The 2,326-nt window shown below is 62.9% G+C and carries 2 protein-coding genes and 1 pseudogene; all 3 read right to left on the bottom strand.

Annotation, left to right across the window (positions count from 1 at the left end):
- Nucleotides 1-38: 38 nt before the first annotated feature.
- A pseudogene (locus ENZ74_RS29565) lies at nucleotides 39-473 on the bottom strand (aminotransferase class V-fold PLP-dependent enzyme); the annotation flags it as partial.
- 51 nt (nucleotides 474-524) lie between these two features.
- A complete protein-coding gene (locus tag ENZ74_RS29560) occupies nucleotides 525-1,592 on the bottom strand; it encodes an aldo/keto reductase (protein ID WP_027162642.1) in 1,068 nt (355 codons plus the stop codon).
- Between the two features lie 113 nt (nucleotides 1,593-1,705).
- Nucleotides 1,706-2,161 carry a hypothetical protein gene (locus ENZ74_RS29555; protein ID WP_081714352.1) on the bottom strand — a complete coding sequence of 152 codons (456 nt, stop codon included), beginning with the start codon at nucleotides 2,159-2,161 and terminating at the stop codon, nucleotides 1,706-1,708.
- Nucleotides 2,162-2,326: the final 165 nt, after the last annotated feature.

Genomic DNA, 2,326 nt, shown 5'->3' with positions numbered 1-2,326 from the left:
GTCATCGATGACTTGCAGCCCTATAAATGCCGCTGTTCGTCGAATGGCAGCCAGCACACGACGAGGCCGTGATCCTCGGCCAGTTGCAGCCAGGGCGAGACGTTGCCCTCATGGTCCATGCGGGTGAGGATGATCTCGTCGCCGGGCTGCATCGTGCGGCCGAGCGTGCGCGAGATGTGGTAGGTCAGCGTCGTCATGTTGGCGCCGATGACGATTTCCTCAGGGCTTGCGGCGCCGAGGAAATCGGCCATGGCCTCATGTGCCTCATCGACGACGGCCTGCGCGGCAATCGTCGTTTCGAAGTAGCCGCCAAGGTTCGCATTGGTGGTCAAGAGACAGCGCGATACCGCATCCGCCACTGCCTGTGGCACCTGCGTGCCGGCAGGGTTGTCGAGATAGATGCGGCGGCGGCCCTTGTCGGTCAGAGAGAGAGCGGGAAATTTCCCCCGGATAGCCTCGATCGGAAAATTCATTGCCGCCCTTCTCCCATTGTAATCGTTGGATATTCGGCCAGAAATCCCCGTTCAAGGACAGGGATTGCCGACCCGCTGGTGGATCGCATCCACCGCCTTCTGCATTTCGTCGGTCCAGACGACGTCGACGGAAGACAGCGCCATATCGAGCTGCGCAACGGTCGTCGCGCCGACGATGTTCGAGGTCACGAACGGCCGGCTCGAGACAAAGGCGTTGGCAAACAGTGCCGGCTCCAGGCCAAAGGAGCGCGCCAGCTCATTGTATTCGAGTTGTGCCTCGGCGGCACCTGGCGTCTCGTAGCGCTGGCCGCGATTGAACAGCTGCGTGCGCGAGCCCTGAGGCCGCGCGCCGTGGTCGTACTTGCCGGTGAGATAGCCCTGCGCCAGCGGCGAATAGGGCAGCAGCGACACCTGCTCGCGCTCGCAGACCTCGGCGAGATTCACCTCGAAGGTGCGGTTGACGAGATTGTAGGCGTTCTGGATCGACGCGACGCGCGGGCCGATACCCTTGTCGGCTTCGGCAAGGAACCGCATCACGCCCCAGGAACTCTCGTTCGACAGGCCGAAATGCCGAATCTTTCCTGCCTTCACCAATTCGTCAAACACGGCAAGCGTCTCGGCGATCGGCGTTTCGCCGGCCGGTGCGCCGACGGAATCGGCGCGCGGCGACACGGCGCCGACGCGCGTCGGGTTGGCGCCCCAGGGGATATCCCGCTCCGGCCAGTGGATCTGATAGAGGTCGATGTAGTCGGTGCCGAGCTTGGTCAGCGACTTGTCGATGGCGTCAAAGATATCGGCGCGCACCAGTTGCGACGGCCTGTCGCCGCGAAACCAGCTGTTGGCCGTGCGGCCGACGACCTTCGAGGCCAAGATCACCTTGTCGCGGTTGCCCTTGGCCTTCATCCAGCTGCCGATGATCTTTTCGGTCCGCCCCTGCGTCTCCGCCTTGGGCGGGATCGGATAGAGCTCGGCGGTGTCGATGAAATTGACGCCGCGCGAGAAAGCCAGGTCCATCTGGGCGTGGCCTTCGGCCTCGGTGTTCTGCTGGCCCCAGGTCATGGAGCCCAGGCAGATCTGGGTAACAAGAAGATCGGTCCGACCGAGACGGCGTTTGTGCATGGATTCGGCTCCGGAGGAAGGCTGGCGCGACTGCGCGGAGGAGCCGCATCTATAGGCAAAGCAGAGCCGCTCTCCAAGCCTCGCCAGGCCGACTTTTGCGTGAACCAGCCGGGTTAGCGGCGAGCACCGGCCAGTGCACGACGCTTGGCCTCGTCGATCAGCATGTTGGCCACTTGCATGCGGATCATGGCGCGCTGGCGCAAATGTGGGGCGACGCGGTCGGGATGGTTGGCAAAGGCAAAGCTGCGGCGCATACGGCCGAAATCGGCGACCTGCTTGGGCTGATTGAGGCCGAGTTCGACGGCGATGGCTTCGGGATCGATCGGCGGCAGTTTTTCCTCGGGCTTTGGCTCTTCGCCGGCGAGAACCAGCTTGGCATGATCGAGCAAAGCGGCGAATTCGGTCGCCAGATCCGCGCCCGCCTCGCGATATTCGGCAGCGGAAACCTTGATGCGGCCGGAATGGAGTTCATCGGCCACCGAAAGATAGTCGAACGGGATGGATGGACGAGCGCCGGCCTCTTCGCCCTCGCCATTCTTGTCGGGGGCGATGAAGAGGTCGTCGAGCAACGAAGCGAAATCCCGCTTGGCGCCAGTAGCGATGTCAGCCTCCCCCTCGCCCGACCATTCGGGTATCGAAGCATAGAACCGGCTCGTTAAAAATGCATGGCACCGATCTCAATGAATTTAGCCGTCGCCTCGTGGCAGCCATGCAGCCAGCATTCGAGGCTACGA

Source organism: Mesorhizobium sp. M7A.F.Ca.CA.002.15.2.1 (assembly GCF_003998715.1).
Taxonomy (GTDB): Bacteria; Pseudomonadota; Alphaproteobacteria; order Rhizobiales; family Rhizobiaceae; genus Mesorhizobium; species Mesorhizobium ciceri.
This window is presented reverse-complemented; position numbering and strand designations above follow the sequence as displayed.

What these genes read in the sequence shown, in the direction of transcription:
- ENZ74_RS29560 (WP_027162642.1), bottom strand. Translation starts at nt 1,592, where the DNA reads ATGCACAAACGCCGTCTCGGTCGGACCGATCTTCTTGTTACCCAGATC.